At 37.8% G+C, this 16241-nt stretch carries 18 protein-coding genes and 1 pseudogene; 16 read left to right on the top strand and 3 right to left on the bottom strand.

From position 1 onward, the window contains the following. The 10 genes from B7692_RS05815 to B7692_RS05765 all read left to right on the top strand — a co-directional run. The coding region (locus tag B7692_RS05815; protein ID WP_142360031.1) for an IS3 family transposase at positions 1-192 on the top strand (192 nt) is incomplete at its 5' end. A 254-nt stretch (positions 193-446) separates the two neighbouring features. Beyond that, the gene (gene leuS / locus B7692_RS05810) at positions 447-2948 is read left to right on the top strand and encodes a leucine--tRNA ligase (RefSeq protein WP_084930192.1); all 2502 of its coding nucleotides are present in this window, start codon (positions 447-449) and stop codon (positions 2946-2948) included. Positions 2949-3040: 92 nt separating this feature from the next. Then, a complete protein-coding gene (locus B7692_RS05805; protein ID WP_084930191.1) occupies positions 3041-3496 on the top strand; it encodes a MarR family winged helix-turn-helix transcriptional regulator in 456 nt (151 codons plus the stop codon). A 56-nt stretch (positions 3497-3552) separates the two neighbouring features. Beyond that, entirely contained in the window at positions 3553-4785 is a 1233-nt protein-coding gene (locus B7692_RS05800; RefSeq protein ID WP_084930190.1) for an acyl-CoA thioesterase/bile acid-CoA:amino acid N-acyltransferase family protein, read from the top strand. Between the two features lie 669 nt (positions 4786-5454). Beyond that, positions 5455-6321 carry an ABC transporter ATP-binding protein gene (locus tag B7692_RS05790; protein WP_060627425.1) on the top strand — a complete coding sequence of 289 codons (867 nt, stop codon included), beginning with the start codon at positions 5455-5457 and terminating at the stop codon, positions 6319-6321. After that, the gene (locus tag B7692_RS05785) at positions 6321-7163 is read left to right on the top strand and encodes an ABC transporter permease (RefSeq protein ID WP_084930189.1); all 843 of its coding nucleotides are present in this window, start codon (positions 6321-6323) and stop codon (positions 7161-7163) included. Before B7692_RS05790 ends, B7692_RS05785 begins: the two co-directional genes overlap by 1 nt. An 18-nt stretch (positions 7164-7181) precedes the next feature. After that, positions 7182-7637 carry a LytTR family DNA-binding domain-containing protein gene (locus B7692_RS05780; RefSeq protein WP_049543950.1) on the top strand — a complete coding sequence of 152 codons (456 nt, stop codon included), beginning with the start codon at positions 7182-7184 and terminating at the stop codon, positions 7635-7637. A gap of 9 nt (positions 7638-7646) precedes the next feature. Next, the gene (locus B7692_RS05775) at positions 7647-8066 is read left to right on the top strand and encodes a DUF3021 domain-containing protein (RefSeq protein WP_084930188.1); all 420 of its coding nucleotides are present in this window, start codon (positions 7647-7649) and stop codon (positions 8064-8066) included. A 94-nt stretch (positions 8067-8160) separates the two neighbouring features. Continuing rightward, positions 8161-8856: a GNAT family N-acetyltransferase gene (locus tag B7692_RS05770; RefSeq protein WP_084930187.1), complete on the top strand. Its 696-nt coding sequence runs from the start codon at positions 8161-8163 to the stop codon at positions 8854-8856. A gap of 11 nt (positions 8857-8867) precedes the next feature. Further along, a complete protein-coding gene (locus B7692_RS05765) occupies positions 8868-9284 on the top strand; it encodes a GNAT family N-acetyltransferase (protein WP_084930186.1) in 417 nt (138 codons plus the stop codon). A 689-nt stretch (positions 9285-9973) separates the two neighbouring features. Here the strand turns inward: B7692_RS05765 and B7692_RS05760 are convergent. Continuing rightward, positions 9974-10066: a type I toxin-antitoxin system Fst family toxin gene (locus B7692_RS05760; protein ID WP_084930185.1), complete on the bottom strand. Its 93-nt coding sequence runs from the start codon at positions 10064-10066 to the stop codon at positions 9974-9976. A gap of 115 nt (positions 10067-10181) precedes the next feature. On the opposite strand from B7692_RS05760, the pseudogene B7692_RS11535 reads away from it, so the two are divergent. Continuing rightward, positions 10182-10446: pseudogene (locus B7692_RS11535) on the top strand (DUF5966 family protein). Between the two features lie 82 nt (positions 10447-10528). On the opposite strand, the gene B7692_RS05750 reads toward B7692_RS11535, so the two are convergent. Beyond that, on the bottom strand, positions 10529-11389 hold the full coding sequence (locus B7692_RS05750) for a helix-turn-helix domain-containing protein (protein WP_000025783.1): 861 nt from the start codon (positions 11387-11389) through the stop codon (positions 10529-10531). Positions 11390-11926: 537 nt separating this feature from the next. On the opposite strand from B7692_RS05750, the gene B7692_RS05745 reads away from it, so the two are divergent. Genes B7692_RS05745 through B7692_RS05735 form a run of 3 tightly spaced genes read left to right on the top strand, consistent with a single transcriptional unit; the run spans position 11927 to position 14324 of the window. Next, positions 11927-12862, top strand: coding sequence for an ABC transporter ATP-binding protein (locus B7692_RS05745; protein ID WP_084930184.1), 936 nt, complete (start codon positions 11927-11929; stop codon positions 12860-12862). Then, positions 12855-13595, top strand: coding sequence for an ABC transporter permease (locus B7692_RS05740; RefSeq protein WP_084930183.1), 741 nt, complete (start codon positions 12855-12857; stop codon positions 13593-13595). Before B7692_RS05745 ends, B7692_RS05740 begins: the two co-directional genes overlap by 8 nt. Further along, positions 13596-14324, top strand: coding sequence for an ABC transporter permease (locus B7692_RS05735; protein ID WP_084930182.1), 729 nt, complete (start codon positions 13596-13598; stop codon positions 14322-14324). 134 nt (positions 14325-14458) lie between these two features. On the opposite strand, the gene B7692_RS05730 is transcribed toward B7692_RS05735, so the two are convergent. Continuing rightward, positions 14459-14551, bottom strand: a complete 93-nt coding sequence (locus B7692_RS05730; protein ID WP_000969508.1) for a type I toxin-antitoxin system Fst family toxin — start codon at positions 14549-14551, stop codon at positions 14459-14461. 133 nt (positions 14552-14684) lie between these two features. Between B7692_RS05730 and ruvB the strand changes: the two genes are divergently transcribed. Together ruvB and B7692_RS05720 are read left to right on the top strand one after the other, a co-directional pair. After that, positions 14685-15683: a Holliday junction branch migration DNA helicase RuvB gene (gene ruvB, locus B7692_RS05725; protein WP_084930181.1), complete on the top strand. Its 999-nt coding sequence runs from the start codon at positions 14685-14687 to the stop codon at positions 15681-15683. Continuing rightward, on the top strand, positions 15664-16236 hold the full coding sequence (locus B7692_RS05720; protein ID WP_084930193.1) for a nucleotidyltransferase family protein: 573 nt from the start codon (positions 15664-15666) through the stop codon (positions 16234-16236). Before ruvB ends, B7692_RS05720 begins: the two co-directional genes overlap by 20 nt. The last annotated feature ends 5 nt before the right edge of the window (positions 16237-16241 follow it).

Genomic DNA, 16241 nt, shown 5'->3' with positions numbered 1-16241 from the left:
AACGGTATGATGGAATCTTTCTTTGGCATTCTTAAGTCTGAAATGTTTTATGGTTATGAGAATACGTTTCAGTCACTTGAACACTTGGAACAAGCTATTGTAGACTATATTGATTACTACAACAACAAACGAATTAAGGTAAAACTAAAAGGACTTAGCCCTGTACAATACAGAACTAAATCCTTTGCTTAAATTAATTGTCTAACTTTTTGGGGTCAGTACATTTTTTAAACCGTCTTTTAATTTACTCATAAGATGTGTGAACTCAGATTGCTTTTAGACTGCTGAGCGTCAGACTGCCTAATGAGGGCTAATTTTTATACTGCTACATAAGCTGGATTTGCGATTCGGTCTTTCTTGCCATCCAAGTCCAAAAGAACATTTCTCGTCTTTCAAATTCCCTCAAAAATGGTATAATAGTAGCATCACAAAATTGGAGAGAGACCATGAGTTTTTACAATCATAAAGAAATTGAGCCTAAGTGGCAGGGCTACTGGGCAGAACATCATACCTTTAAGACAGGAACAGATGCATCAAAACCAAAGTTTTATGCGCTTGATATGTTCCCTTATCCATCTGGAGCGGGTCTGCACGTAGGACACCCAGAAGGCTATACAGCAACCGATATCCTCAGCCGTTACAAACGTGCGCAAGGCTACAATGTCCTTCACCCAATGGGTTGGGATGCTTTTGGTTTGCCTGCAGAGCAATACGCTATGGATACAGGTAATGACCCAGCAGAATTTACAGCGGAAAATATTGCCAACTTCAAACGACAAATCAATGCGCTTGGATTTTCTTATGACTGGGATCGTGAAGTCAATACAACAGATCCAAATTACTACAAATGGACGCAATGGATTTTCACTAAGCTTTACAAAAAAGGTTTGGCCTATGAAGCGGAAGTGCCAGTAAACTGGGTTGAGGAATTGGGAACTGCCATTGCCAATGAAGAAGTGCTTCCTGACGGAACTTCTGAGCGTGGAGGCTATCCAGTTGTCCGCAAACCAATGCGCCAATGGATGCTCAAAATCACGGCTTACGCAGAGCGCTTGCTTAATGACTTAGATGAACTAGATTGGCCAGAGTCTATCAAGGATATGCAACGCAACTGGATTGGTAAATCAACTGGTGCTAATGTAACCTTCAAGGTTAAGGGAACTGATAAGGAATTCACTGTCTTTACTACTCGTCCTGATACTCTTTTCGGTGCGACTTTCACTGTTTTGGCTCCTGAACATGAATTAGTAGACGCCATCACAAGTCCAGAGCAAGCAGAGGCAGTAGCAGACTATAAACACCAAGCTAGCCTTAAGTCTGACTTGGCTCGTACAGACCTTGCCAAAGAAAAAACTGGTGTTTGGACTGGTGCTTATGCCATCAACCCTGTCAATGGTAAGGAAATTCCAGTCTGGATTGCCGACTATGTTCTTGCTAGTTATGGTACAGGTGCAGTAATGGCTGTTCCTGCTCATGACCAACGTGACTGGGAATTTGCCAAACAGTTTGACCTTCCAATCGTAGAGGTGCTGGAAGGTGGAAATGTAGCAGAAGCTGCCTACACAGAAGATGGACTTCATGTCAATTCAGACTTCCTAGATGGACTCAACAAAGAAGACGCAATTGCTAAGATTGTGGCTTGGTTGGAAGAAAAAGGCTGTGGACAAGAGAAGGTTACCTACCGTCTCCGCGACTGGCTCTTTAGCCGTCAACGTTACTGGGGTGAGCCAATTCCAATCATTCATTGGGAAGATGGAACTTCAACAGCTGTTCCTGAAAATGAATTGCCACTTGTCTTGCCTGTAACCAAGGATATCCGTCCCTCAGGTACTGGTGAAAGTCCACTAGCTAATTTGACAGACTGGCTTGAAGTGACTCGTGAAGATGGTGTCAAGGGTCGTCGTGAAACCAACACCATGCCACAATGGGCAGGTTCAAGCTGGTACTACCTCCGCTATATTGACCCACACAATACTGAGAAATTGGCTGATGAGGATCTTCTTAAACAATGGTTGCCAGTAGATATCTACGTGGGTGGTGCAGAGCATGCTGTTCTTCACTTGCTCTACGCTCGTTTCTGGCACAAATTCCTCTATGACCTCGGTGTTGTTCCGACGAAAGAACCATTCCAAAAACTCTTTAACCAAGGAATGATTTTGGGAACAAGCTATCGTGACCACCGTGGGGCTCTTGTGGCAACTGACAAGGTTGAAAAACGTGACGGTTCTTTCTTCCATGTAGAAACGGGGGAAGAGTTGGAGCAAGCACCAGCCAAGATGTCTAAATCGCTCAAGAACGTTGTTAACCCAGACGACGTAGTGGAGCAATACGGTGCCGATACCCTTCGTGTCTATGAAATGTTCATGGGACCACTTGATGCTTCGATTGCTTGGTCAGAAGAAGGTCTGGAAGGAAGCCGTAAGTTCCTTGACCGTGTTTACCGTTTGATTACAAGCAAGGAAATTGTTGCAGAAAACAATGGCGCTCTCGACAAGGTTTACAACGAAACCGTTAAAGCTGTCACAGAGCAAATCGAATCTCTCAAATTCAACACAGCCATTGCCCAACTTATGGTCTTTGTCAACGCTGCCAACAAGGAAGACAAACTTTATGTAGACTACGCCAAAGGCTTCGTTCAGTTGATTGCACCATTTGCTCCTCACTTGGCAGAAGAGCTCTGGCAAACTGTTGCAGCAACAGGTGAGTCAATCTCTTACGTGGCTTGGCCAACATGGGACGAAAGCAAATTGGTTGAAGATGAAATCGAAATCGTTGTTCAAATCAAAGGAAAAGTTCGTGTCAAACTCATGGTCGCTAAAGACCTATCACGCGAAGAATTGCAAGAGATTGCTCTAGCTGATGAAAAAGTTAAAGCAGAAATTGATGGTAAGGAAATCGTGAAAGTGATTGCGGTACCGAATAAATTGGTTAACATTGTTGTGAAATAAGATAGGAATCCTTCAGAGTAGAATCTGGGGGATTTTTTATTTGACAGGAAGTTTCTGTTTTGTTAATATGATTAACAAAGGAAAGAGAGATTATGGATAAAAAAGAATTTATTGCATTTAATAATCGTTTCAATAGATTTATTTTAGCGTTTGACCAGTTAAAAAAAAATCAACATAAAAGTGGTGTTGACAAATCCATTACTTTGAATGAGGTACATTTGATTGTTGTGATTGGGGAAAATCAGCCCTTAAATCTAGTAAAATTATCTGAATTATTAGAAGTTTCAAGAAGTGCAATAACTCAAAGTATTAGGAGATTGATTCAAAAAAATTTAGTTGTTTTTGATTTTGATCCGAATAATGGGAAAAATAAATATTTGAGATTATCTGAAAAAGGCATCGAAATTTTTAAAATCCATAAGGAGCAACAAGCATATATTGAAAAATCAATCTTTTCAGTTTTAAACAACTATAGCGAGGTGGAACTTCAAACAGTTGTGAAATTGATGGATGATATTGAAAAGGTGTGGGGAGAATTACCGTGGTAAAAGTCACGGTAAATTTCAAATATAATTGTTAAGTGAATTAACAAAAAGGAGAAGACATGACTGTAAACATAGAACTGATTTCACAAACAGATTTAGCGGATGAATCTTTTTATATTGCTATTAATGGTTTAGAACCAAGGGCAATGTATTGTGTAGAAATGTACCTGTCTGATTATTACTGTATAAATGCTCCCTTGCTTTTAGATCATGATGTTATATGGAAATCAACCGCAATTTTTTTATCTGATGAGGACGGTATGATTGATACCTCTCAGACAGCATCTATTTCGGGATCTTATAAAGGGATTTCAGAAATGGGCTTATTCTTTAATGCGAAACCGTTGAAGAATAGGAAAAGAAGATTACCGAGTTCTCTTGATAGAATTCCATTACGAGATTGTTTTGGTGTTGAAATTAAAATCAAGCTGGGGAAAGATGTGATCGCGGAGCAAAGTTTTGTAAGGCGTTATATGAATCTAGGAGTAAGATATCAAGATATCTATGACAAACATTTTCAAGGTCGATTATTTTATGATGAAAAGTTAAGAAAGGCACCAGCCGTGATTATTGTTAGCGGTAGTGAGGGAAGAATTGAAAAAGCTCAGAATATTGCCCAACTTTTATCTTCAAGAGGCTATATTTGTCTTGCTATAGCTTATTTTGGTTTAGAGGGATTACCCCAAAATTTAGAACGAATTCCAATAGAATGTCTGGAGGAGGCGAAAGATTTTCTATATCATCATCCTCAAGTTGATAATACAAAAATAGGAATATATGGTCGCTCTAAAGGAGCAGAGCTTGTTCTGGTTGGACAAAGTATTTTGGAAGATGTGCAATGTTTGGTACTCAATTCCCCCTCAAATGTAATATTTGAGGGAATAAAGGGAAAACTCAACTCTCATTCATCTTCTTGGACATATTTGCAAAAAGAACTTCCGTATCAAAAATTTCAGTTAGGAAATTACTTGTTAAACAAGTTTTTTGGAAAACATATTCCTGAAGATAGTAGGGCCCAGATTGATGTGAGTAAAATTTCCTCTCCTTTATTATTACTAGGAAGCGATGTTGATGAAATATGGAATGCATCATCCGCGATAGATGATATCATTTCACATTATAAAGGGGAATCCATTTTGTTTAAAAAATACCATGAAACAGGGCATATGTTGACGGTTGCTTATCAACCGAATCATCGTTATCGAAAAGATTGGCGCTTATTAATGAAAGAAAGTGTAGACTCTTGGTTTGCTACGATAAGTTTTTTTGATACACATCTGAAGAATTTGTAGATAGTCCTGAACCGTACTATAATAGTCCCAACTAAGATAAAAACACAGTTCTGGTTGGTAGTCCAGTCTACAAAAGCAAACACTAAAACAAGAGAAATTTGAATACAAACAGTAAAAACGTAGAGAGAAGTACAAGAGTTACTAGTGACTTTCTCTTTCATAAAATAGAACAGCTCTTCTCGGATAAAAAGAGCTGTTTTTTGCTTGTATTGAAAATTCTTTTCATAGATTATTTCCTAATGGATTTACTTGTCGTTAAAAATTTGGCTAATGGAAGTTTCAAATTCAGGACAATACTTACTTGCTTCAAATTCAATCATATCATATTCAGCAGTTTCATTTTGATAGAAGGGATTGTGTGTCATGATTTCTAGTTAATTTTTTATTGTTTGATTTGGCGAGAATAATACTACCGATTCTTGAATTTTTCGGTCAGATGCGGTAAAACATCTCTTTTATAGCGCATATTTAAAAATATAATGTGTTTTTGTAAGTGTTTTTAAGCTTCATTTAGCAATTCGGTAGGAGAAAAATGGCTGTAGCCTTCTCTACTTTAACTTAACCCTAATTATCTCACCACTTAACCTTTTATTTTAACCACTTATCTCAAAAGTCGATTTTTCTGTCATTATTTTTGTTAAACTAGTGAGATAAAAGGAGGGAAGAAATATGATTTTACAAGCTAAACATTTGACTAAACGGTACGGCACTCATATGGCTGTCGATGATATTCAGTTAGAGTTTGAAAAAGGAAGTTTCAATGCTATTTTGGGTCCCAATGGTGCAGGTAAATCAACCACTATTTCCATGTTAATCGGCTTGAAAAAGCCGACACAAGGTCAGATTCGCTATGCGCCAAATACGAAAATCGGAGTTGTTTTTCAAGCTAGTGTACTAGATGAGATGTTAACGGTTAGGGAAAATCTCACGATTCGTGCTCAACAGTATAAGGAGATTGCAGCAAGTCGTGTGGATGATTTGATCCATCAACTGGGCTTGACTGCTTTCCAGAAACAACTATATGGGACTTTGTCAGGTGGACAAAAACGTCGGGTTGATATTGCGCGTGCTCTTCTTTCGCGACCAGATATTCTTTTCTTGGATGAACCAACGACAGGTCTTGATATTCAGACTCGCAAATCCATCTGGGATCTTCTGTATCGACTACAAAAGGATGAAGGGATGACTATTATCTTAACGACTCATTATTTGGATGAAGCGGATGAAGCGGATCAGATCTATATCGTTGATCATGGGAAAGTGATTGCGCAAGGTTCTGCGACTAAGATTAAAAGTCAGTATGCATCTAATATCCTAAAAATTCGTTTTAAAGAAATAACCGATTTAGAAAAATTGCTACGGACTGGAATGGTAGTAGAGAAAGAAAATAAGTTGGAATATCTTTTTTATCCAAGAACGTCACTGGAAGCTATTGAATTTTTGGCAAAAGTTCGAGAAGAAATTGATTATTTTGAGTTTCGCCCAGGCACTATGGATGATGCCTTTATTGCACTTACAGGAAGAGAGGTTCGCTAATGTTAGCTTTATTGAAACGGAATTTTATCTTATATTTTCGTAATCGTTCAGGAGTATTTTTCTCATTATTGGGGGCATTGATTTCCTTCCTACTTTATATCATTTTTTTACAGAAGAACTTGACGGATGCTTGGACCCAACTCCCTGACAATACGAAGCTTTTAAATAACTGGCTGACGGGTGGGACCTTGGCTGTGACGGGGATCACAACCAGTTTTACGGCTCTTACACAAATGGTACAGGATCGTGAAAATCAAGTAGATCAAGATCTTTTCTTGACAGATTTAGGTAGCTGGGGCTTACAGGTGTCCTATCTAATCAGCAGTATTATCATTTCTTTTGTCATGCAGGTGTTTATGTTTGCTGTTATGAGCCTTTATTTTAAAGAAAGTCCAGTTATCAGTCATTTACCAGAAATTACTTTGATTATGCTGTTAAGTAGTCTGCTTTCAAGTGTGGTAAATATTCTTTTGATTTACCGTTTTCAATCTGTAGATAGTCTTGGAAAACTGGCAACTATAGTGGGGACTGCTTCTGGATTTTTGGTAGGAACTTATGTCCCTATTGGGGTATTACCTGATTTTGCACAGATTATCATGAAGTGTACCCCTGCAACTTATATTGCTTCTCTTTATCGACAGATTTTAATGAAAGAACCATTAGAGACCGCATTTACAGAAAATAGCAGTCTATTACAGGAATTTCAAGAAAAAATGGGAATTCAAATCAACTGGCAAGAACTATTGACAAAGGAAGAGACATACTTTATAGTGGTTATTATCAGTCTTGTCGCTATTCTTCTTTGGCTTTTATTTGTTAAAGTGTTTAGCAAGAGAAAATAAAGGTATATTGGAGAGAAAATGAAGATTCGTTTTGAAATGAAGACAGAGTTTTCAGAAAAGGACCCACATATTGTAATTCAGGCAGCTCAGTTAACTGACCAAGCAAGGGAAGTTATGGAGTATTTAGAACAATTTTCAACAACCAATCAGGTGGCCATTCCTATTCGGGCGGATGATTATCTGGTTATGGTGAAGATTGAGGATATTATTCTAGCTGATATTGATAAGAATTTATTAACCATTTATACGGTAGACGGGATTTATAAAACGAAGGAAACATTGATAAACTTTCAGAATCGGATTAATCGGCGTAACTTTATACAGATATCACGTCATTCAATTATAAACATTGACCACTTAGAATCGTTATCAGATAGTTTTTCAGGGAACATGATGGCTAAAATGACTCGGGGCATCAAATCTAGTGTGAGCCGGAAATACGTTAAGTCCCTAATGAATTATCTAGGTTTATAGGAGAAAATCATGAAACGATTAATTGATTATTTTGTATCGGGAATGCGCACGGCTTCCTTCTTTTATTTGAGTATGATGTTATTAGCTCAGTGTTATCCAAGCATTACCTATCCTGCACCAATGGTAAAAAATATTCTAGCTCTGTTTTTAATGGGTGGAATTATGGGGGTATTGACTTTAATACTTGAAAAGCTAGAGTTTCTTGCTTTTAGTATACGTGTAGGAGTTCATTTATTAGTTACAGCTACTGTCTTAGTATTGACCTCTCTATTTTTTGGCTGGGGTTCAGTTTTATGGAGCCCTCTGCTTTGGTTCTTTTTCTTGTTAATTTATGGATTGATATGGTTGTATCAAATCTGGCAAACTCACAAACTCACACAACGAATTAATCAAGCCTTAGAGGATAAAAGACAGAAAACGGGTCACTAATATAGTGTTGAGGATGAAGTTTGAAGACAGTGCCAGTTTCCAAAGAGAACAATTTGTGATATAGTATTTTCAGCGTAAAACAAGGAGAAGAAAAATGCCAGTAAATGAATATGATCAGATGATTGGGGAGTCAATGGAAGGTTATACACCGGGCGAATTGCCTTCTATTGGTTTCTTAGAAGGGCGTTATGCTAGGGTAGAGGCTCTTTCGGTGGAAAAGCATGCGGATGATTTATTAGCTGTTTATGGTCCAGATACTCCGCGGGAGATGTGGACTTACCTCTTTCAGGAACCAGTGGCAGATATGGAGGAGCTGGCTAGCCTTTTAAATCAGATGTTGGCTCGTAAGGATCGCTTTTACTATGCAATTATAGACAAGGAAACTGGTAAGGCTTTGGGAACATTTTCTCTCATGCGCATTGACCAGAATAATCGAGTGATAGAAGTGGGAGCGGTCACTTTTTCTCCAGAACTCAGGGGAACACGAATAGGGACAGAAGCTCAGTATCTCTTGGCACGTTATGTTTTTGAGGAGCTTAACTATCGTCGCTACGAATGGAAATGTGATTCTCTTAATCTGCCATCCAGACGAGCTGCGGAGCGTTTGGGATTTGTTTATGAAGGAACCTTCCGCCAGGCAGTCGTTTATAAGGGGCGTACTAGGGATACGGATTGGTTGTCTATGATTGATAAGGACTGGCCTCAAGTCAAAGCTCGATTGGAAGCATGGTTGGCTCCTGAAAATTTTGATAAAAATGGACGGCAGTACAAGAGCTTGAGAGAGTTTTAAGAGGTGTTGACATGATCACTATTAAAAAGCAAGAATTTGTCAAGCTAGAGGATGTTTTGCATCTCTATCAGGCTGTCGGTTGGACAAATTATACCGATCAATCAGAGATGCTGGAGCAGGCCTTATCTCATTCATTAGCGATTTATGTGGCGCTTGATGATGATACTGTGGTGGGCTTGATACGTTTGGTTGGAGATGGATTCTCATCAGTACTGGTTCAGGATTTAATCGTTTTACCTATCTATCAGCGTCAAGGGATTGGTAGTGCCCTAATGAAAGAGGTTTTAGAGGATTACAAAGATGTCTATCAAGTTCAGCTGGTGACAGAAGAGACAGAAAGAACCTTGGGCTTCTATCGTTCTATGGGCTTTGAAATCTTATCCACCTATAATTGTATAGGGATGACTTGGGTGAATAGAGAAAAATAACAAAACTTGTTTTTCTTAAGCAAAGTTTAAGGATGGTCTAGTATCATATAGTCATTAAATAAAGACCTCCTAACTTTATTTAATGAAATCCTAAAACTTTTTTTCATCATAATCTCCTAATGAAGTCACCCAATCAGGTGGCTTTTTTTGTGGGGTGAGGTGATGGTGATAGAATTTTTTTGTAATACTCTTTGAAAATCAAATTCAAACCACGTCAACGTCACCTTGCCGTACTCAAGTACAGCCTGCGGCTAGTTTCCTAGTTTGCTCTTTGATTTTCATTGAGTATAAAATAGTAAAATTTGAGAAAAGTTAAGCTAGTTTTAAGCTTCGTATTGTATTATATCTCTATTAAATAAAGACCTCCTAACTTTATTTAATAAAATCCTAAACTTTTCTTTTTCATAATAATCTCCCTTAACTCCACCCAATCAGGTGGAGTTTTTTGGCTCTATTTCAGGCTTTTGGGGATTATTCTAAAAATAATTTTTCGATAACTTTCTCCCAATCTTATAAACTTTATTGGACAGATTATAAAGTTGAAGAAGCTAAATGGGTGAGGTTGTAAAGTTTTGACAAATTTTGTGAACTATGGGATAATGGAGAGGAATTAAGGATTAGTTCTATATCATGGACTAGAAAAGACCCCAAGCTAACTTCCACATTAAGCTTGGGGTCTTTTTTTGACACTATCTATCTTTGTTTAGCCATTTATCGACTAAGCGAAGGATGACACCGACCACAATCGGTCCGATGATAGTTTTAAGGATTAGTTCTATCATGGGCTATCTCACCTCCTTTCGCAGGCGGTGTAGAAGTGCCGAACAATATTATACCATAAAATACTCTACTCTCTCAGTAGGATAGAGTGCTTTTGCATTTGGAAAGGAGAAAGTCATGAATGATTTACTCCTTGTCCCAGTATTTTTTTAGCAGTAGGAGGAATTCTCATTCTTTTATGGAGACTCTTTCTTATTGCCAGTGGACTTTTCCTGATTGGTTTTATCAGTTTTCTTACCTTCTCTTTATAGAGACCGAACTTTACACGGCAGATTTGGCATAAAATGGATTATTTGGTTTTACGACATTCTTTATTATCTTTAGTTTAGTTTTACTTGTATTAGTAAGTTTGGCGGGATACAAATGGAAGAGGGGATATTAACAAAAGTGGAGAAAACGACATTAGTTTCTCTCCACTTTTACGTTTATAGCTAATTGGTAATTATAACTTATTACGATTGAAGTCACCTATCCTTATCTTTCAAAAAATGATCAATCTTAGCCATCATGAGCTTGTGTTCGTATATTTTACAGATATCACGAGCCTGTAAATAATAGTCAAGAATTTCATCGTGCTTTAAAAAATCTTTTCCGGCATTCGCAACGATAGTTAAAAGAGGAGCCAGCTGATAGCTGGTCTCTTTTTGTTTACAAAAGTCAATGGTTTCTAAGGCTTCTTGGACGGCTTCTAATTCCTTCCCTTTAGAGTGTAAATAATAGGCGAAATTATGTTTAACTCGAATATAACCAAATAAATACTCTTGGTGGTTTAAATCTTTTTCCTGATACAAACTGATAAGAAGTGAGTTATTTTCTTCATATTCTGCATCACGCCCTACAGAAAAATAAAAATTAGATAAAGTATTGAGGAGTTTAAGATACACAGATGAGCTGACCGAAAGCTTTGGCAAAGCGTTTTCTAGACTGGCGATAGCTTCATCTTTGGAACTATGTAAGTAGAAAAGGATAATCGCTTGAATCCATAGAAGATAAAATTCATCCTCAGTAGAGAGATACTGAGACTTTTCTTTTTCTAAGTTTAAGAGGTATTCTAAATCCTCGTAATTACGATCTTCAAGTAATTTTTCTGCTAATTTCTTAAACGGTGTTATATTGGAAGTCATTTCAATCTGTTCATCGAAAAAATAATCTAAGGGAACTTGAAGCCGATTTGCAAGTTTATAGAGTAAATCAGCAGCAGGCATATAGTTGCCACGTTCTATTTTGCTGATTTGACTTTGCTCACAAATTCCTTCGGAAAGTGTTTTTTGTGAGAATCCTTTTTCTTTTCTCTTGGCTTTTAGTTTATCAGATAATATGCTCATCTTTAAACCTTCTTTAAATAAATTTACGATTAATTATATACTTTTAATCTCTATTTTTCAACTTTTCAACATAAAATAGTCTTAAAAGAATAAGTTGAAAAAAAACTGAAAAAAAGAATACTTCTTTATTGACAAAGAATATTTAAAGTAGTACACTTACAAGTGTAAAGATAAGAAAAGGGTGGTTAATATGAGTATTTTAGCAAAGTTTCGTAAAATCATTTTTAGATTATCTTTTTTCAGGATTATTTGTAAGCGATTGCGTTTAAAAACTGTAAATCAATCACAATATATTTGGGGTTCGAGAGTTATACAATAAGCTGCAACAACTAATGGAGTTGATCTTGAGCTGGCGGATTGATTTATTAAACTTTTTGTGAAGTAACATTTATAAAATGGATCGTGCCACAGATTGAAGGACTTAAAGGGGGATTGTAAGTTTGCTATACCCTATTACCCTCTTCTATAACTAGTTATACAGGAACTACTCTATTATATCTCTTGATGTGGGTGTATAGATGTTAGGAGGAGAATAAAATGATAAATCCAGTAATACAGACATCTAATTTATCAAAATCCTATGATGGGAAAATTGTCTTAGATAAGATAGACTTTACGCTAAAACAGGGAGAAATCTATGGCTTACTAGGAAGAAATGGCGTTGGAAAGACTACCTTTATCAAAGCTATTCTAGGTTTGACAGCGATGGATAGTGGTGAAGTGAAGATTCTATCTGAAAAACTGTCAGGGGACTTTTCTAAGGACTTGCTATCTCAAATCGGTGTGGTATTGGACAGTGCTTCTTTTTATCCTAATTTAACGGGGCCTGAAAATCTCTCTATTTTTGCGAGATTGAGAGGAGTTTCTCTAAAACAAGTAGAGCAAGCTTTACAAGTAGTAGGATTAGATGGAGAAAATAAAAAACTATTCAAACAGTATTCTCTGGGAATGAAGCAAAGGTTAGCAATTGCTAACGCTATCATGCACCAGCCGAAAATTCTGATATTAGATGAACCAACAAATGGTTTGGATCCTATTGGTATCCTTGAAATGCGCCGTTATCTAAAGGAGCTCAGTACCAATCATGGCATTTCGATTTTAATATCCAGTCACATTATTTCAGAACTTGAAAAGCTTGTAGATAGAGTTGGGATACTGCATGATGCCCACCTTATGGCTGAAAAGACTATGCAGGAATTAATAGATGGTGCAGATAAAAGGAAAATCCACCTAATTGTTTCGGATGCTTCTCAAGCTAAGGAAGTGCTTTGCAGGATAAACCTGCAAGAACAGATTAGTGTTCTTTCGGATATAGAACTTGAACTTCAGGGAGAATCACCTGCCTTTGACATTGCGGTTGTATCTAACGCCTTAAAAGACAACGGAATAGTTCTAAAAGAATATTCTTATAAAAACAATGAAAGTTTAGAGGATTACTTTAAGCGGGTAACAGGAGGTGAGGGAATTGCTTGATTTAGTGAAGATTGAATTTCTCAAACAAAGGCATCAAAAACTGAATTTTGTCGTATATGGTGTTGTTTCCCTCTACCTAGCTCTCATCTGTTATTATGTAAATGATGCGAGAGGCTTGTTTGACTCCTTCCCCTTTGTCTATAAATTTTCTTTGTCTTATTTAAACTTTTTGATTCTCCCTTTGTATTGTGTTTCCTATACAATACAGGCATTTGGTGTAGAATATCGCTATCGCATCATGAACAACTTGAAACTCGCTTCAGCAAATCTGATGAAGACATTCTGGGCTAAGATTTTGTATATTGAAATCAACGCTCTGTGTATCATGTTATTCACCTATATTTCGGTTTCCTTATTTGCACTACTATCTCGCTTTTCTTCAACAGTCAGTTTGTCTTTATTATTAAGATTCTTCTCTCTTTGTATGAGTAGTGGTGTCTTAATTCCCATGGGAGTATTTCCTTTAGTTGCTTTGGTCATGATAAAAGTAAGAGGCAAGGAGATAGTTGGAAATTTGGTCGGCGTCATGTATGTTTTAGTGTCATTTTTTTTAGCAAGGACGAGTCCAAATATCAGTCCAGTAACAAGTGCTAACAGTTTAATCTGGGAAGGAAACAGAGAAGGAGTGGTACTTCAACAGCCAGCTATCTTATCGATTATTGTACTAGGTTTATCTTTACTTGTTTTGTCTTTCTTGTCCATTAAATCTTGGTTAAGAAAGGTGGATGAATAAATGTTGATGCTAGAATTGACTAAACTAAGAAGGCGAAAGATACTGTATATAATTCCCTTTGTAGCCATCCTGCTCTTTTTGTTAGAGTTTATGATTGGTCATCAGGTTTATCAAGGTCATTCGTTCGGTAGTGTGAATGGCTGGTATGTAGAAAATGGTTTCTTCTTTTTGAACTACTATTTTCTCCTCCCTTTTGCGAGCATGATTTTAGTGGATTTGATAAGAATAGAACAAATGTCTAAAACGATTTCAAATCTCAGACTGATTCCTGTCGATTTGAAACATTTACTCCAAGCGAAGTTTATGCTTGCTTTGTTGATTAATCTACTAGTCAGTGAATTCACTTTTTTGTCTATGCTGGTCCTAGAGCTAATGGATGGTGATTTTGCTTTCTCTAGTCTTGCAATGTTATCTTGGGGACTTGTTTATGGAGCAATTGCTTTTGCTTATACACTGTCTGCTGGTATTATTGTCCTCTTCTTAGGAAAATATCGGAAGGAACTTATCCTTGCCCTACCACTTGCCTTTTTATTGTCATTTGCAGGTTTGTTTGCTTTAACAACGGTTGTTGGGCGGTATTATCTGGCAAATTTACTACTAATCATCATGGAGGAATTCACGGTTTTAACAGTTTCTGTATATGCTATATGGCTGGTTACCTTGGTGGCATGTCTCCTTTATTTGTTGGCAGATAAACGCATGATGAACATTATTTTTGCTTATAAATGACAAGCCGAGAATGTAAACCTTTGACAAAATGTGTGAACTGTGGGATAATGAAAGAGAATTAAGTATTGTGTCTATATCATAGGCTAGAAAAGACCCCAAGCTCACGTCCAAATAAGCTTGGGGTCTTTTTGACACTATTTGTCCTTGTTTAGCCATTTATCGACTATCCGAAGAACGACACCGACCACAATTGGTCCGATGATAGTTTTAAGTATTGTATCCATCATGGGCTATCTCACCTCCTTTCGTAGGCGGTGTAGCAGTGCCGTGGAATATTATACCACATAAGTGCTAAACTTAGGAGTCACCTAATTAGGTGGCTTTTTTGTTTGTGACTTGGATTTTTGATATAATAGAGCCATGAGTAGAATTTTAGATAATGAGATAATGGGGGATGAGGAGTTAGTAGAACGCACACTCCGTCCTCAGTACTTACGTGAATATATTGGGCAGGATAAGGTCAAGGATCAGCTCCAAATCTTTATCGAAGCTGCCAAAATGCGGGATGAAGCGCTGGATCATGTCCTCTTATTTGGCCCTCCAGGATTGGGGAAAACGACCATGGCCTTTGTTATTGCTAACGAATTAGGCGTGAATCTCAAGCAAACTTCTGGTCCAGTCATTGAAAAAGCCGGTGATTTAGTAGCTATTTTGAATGACCTAGAGCCTGGGGATGTCCTTTTTATTGATGAGATTCATCGTTTGCCCATGTCAGTAGAAGAGGTGCTTTACAGTGCCATGGAGGACTTCTACATTGACATCATGATTGGGGCTGGTGAAGGCAGTCGCAGTGTTCATTTGGAGTTGCCACCTTTTACCTTGATTGGGGCGACGACTCGGGCTGGTATGCTTTCCAATCCTCTACGGGCACGTTTTGGGATTACAGGTCATATGGAGTATTATGCCCATGCGGACTTAACAGAAATTGTCGAGCGGACGGCAGATATTTTTGAGATGGAAATCACTCATGAGGCAGCTTCTGAGTTGGCCCTACGTAGTCGTGGGACCCCTCGTATTGCCAATCGTCTCCTCAAGCGCGTGCGCGATTTTGCCCAGATTATGGGGGATGGGGTTATCGATGATCTTATTACGGATAAGGCTTTGACCATGCTGGATGTTGACCATGAAGGTCTAGACTATGTGGACCAGAAAATCCTTCGGACCATGATTGAGATGTACGGTGGTGGTCCTGTTGGTCTAGGAACTCTTTCTGTTAATATTGCCGAGGAGCGCGAGACGGTGGAGGACATGTATGAGCCCTACTTGATTCAAAAAGGTTTTATCATGCGAACTCGTTCAGGACGAGTTGCGACTGCTAAGGCATATGATCATTTGGGGTATGAGTACAATGAAAAATAAGCAAGAAATTCTAGAGGCTTTTAGAAAAAATCCAGATATGATGGCTATTTTGACTATCATTCGAGATCTTGGCTTAAAAGACTCGTGGTTGGCAGCAGGTTCTGTCAGAAATTTTATCTGGAATCTCTTGTCAGACACATCCCCTTTTGACTGTGAAACAGATGTAGATGTGATTTTCTTTGATCCGGATATTTCTTATGAGGAAACCCTGTCCCTAGAGAAAAAACTGCGAGAGGACTTTCCTCAGTACCAGTGGGAATTGAAAAATCAGGTCTATATGCACCAGCACAGCCCTCATACTGCTCCCTATAGCAGCTCTTGTGATGCTATGAGTAAGTATCCAGAACGATGTACGGCTGTTGGACTACGCTTGAATGAAGAATCTGATTTTGAACTCTATGCACCTTATGGTTTGGAGGATATTTTGAATTTTCAAGTTCGTACAACTCCTCATTTTTTAGAGAATGAAGACCGAATGAAGCTCTATCAAACACGATTATCCAAGAAAAATTGGCAGGAAAAATGGAAAAAATTGATTTTTAAAAATACTTAAGGAAA

This window comes from Streptococcus mitis (genome assembly GCF_002096925.1).
GTDB lineage: Bacteria > Bacillota > Bacilli > Lactobacillales > Streptococcaceae > Streptococcus > Streptococcus mitis_AF.
This window is presented reverse-complemented; position numbering and strand designations above follow the sequence as displayed.